Below are 993 nucleotides of genomic sequence, written 5' to 3'. Positions count from 1 at the left end.
CTAGAGCTTCCCGGTACAAACTAAGATCATTTTTCTCCTCCATGGCCATATTTATCTTGGCGGCCATCCGATTTAATGCGAAGACAGGATACTGAGGATATTGGGTACAAAGTTGATGGAATATCGCAAATGATGAGCTTGGGTCTCTTTCCAATCTTATAAGGGCTGAGTAAAATCTTTTATGATCTACATGAGGAAGTTCTCTGACTCCAACCACTGCTGATTTACTTGGTTGGTGGATCGCATCTAGTTCTTTTTCATCTTTTTTGAAGTAAGCCAGCAACATCCGTGTTTGAAAAAGTTGTACTTCATATTCTTGTTTTTTCTTTGATACATTCTGTTCCCAGAACTCAACAATCCTTTCAATGTGACTTATCAATTCGGGGTATTGGCTTATTCTAAGCAGTACCTGTTGAACTTGAGGAACCCAAAGCGTTTCCTCCAGAAAGGATTTGATATCCGATTGTTGAATTTTTTCAATTAATCTTCTTTTGACCCCTTCCGATGTTATCCATTCTGCAATAGTCAAAATTTTAACAATATCCTGGGATTTAATAATAGCCTCTACAAATACCTCCTTATTTTCAAACCAATTTAAGGCTCTGGCTATTTGCGGAAACAAGGCCTCTTTTTCAGAATTTTTAAAGCCCCATTCTTTGTTGTAGTCAAATAAATCTATTCTGCCTTCCTCTGGAACATCCTTGATATGACTTTTTATGTAGTCAATGATTTGCTGTTCAATTCTTGATTTTATTTCCAGCAGGTCATTCTTTTCAAAACCATATGGGACAGTTGGCAGGACTAATTTGCGTAACACCTGGATTAGCACTCCAAGGTGCGTTCTTAATTTATCAGCAGTGAAATGATTTTCCTTGTGATAATATCCCTTTGTCGGGTTAAAGTAGAATCTAGGTTCAAGAAAACTGTTTAATTTTTGCTGCTTGTAAATGAAATATATCGGATAGAGCCATTCAATATATTCTAGCCTTTCAA

The 993-nt window shown here is 36.7% G+C and carries 1 protein-coding gene; it reads right to left on the bottom strand.

The features are described 5' to 3' along the window. Positions 1-993 (bottom strand): hypothetical protein (locus E1176_RS20230; RefSeq protein WP_185152505.1); only part of this gene is annotated, 993 nt, incomplete at both ends.

This window comes from Fulvivirga aurantia (assembly GCF_009711475.1).
GTDB classification, from domain to species: Bacteria; Bacteroidota; Bacteroidia; order Cytophagales; family Cyclobacteriaceae; genus Fulvivirga; species Fulvivirga aurantia.
Note: the sequence above shows the minus strand (reverse complement) of the source record. Positions and strands in the feature narration are given on the sequence as shown.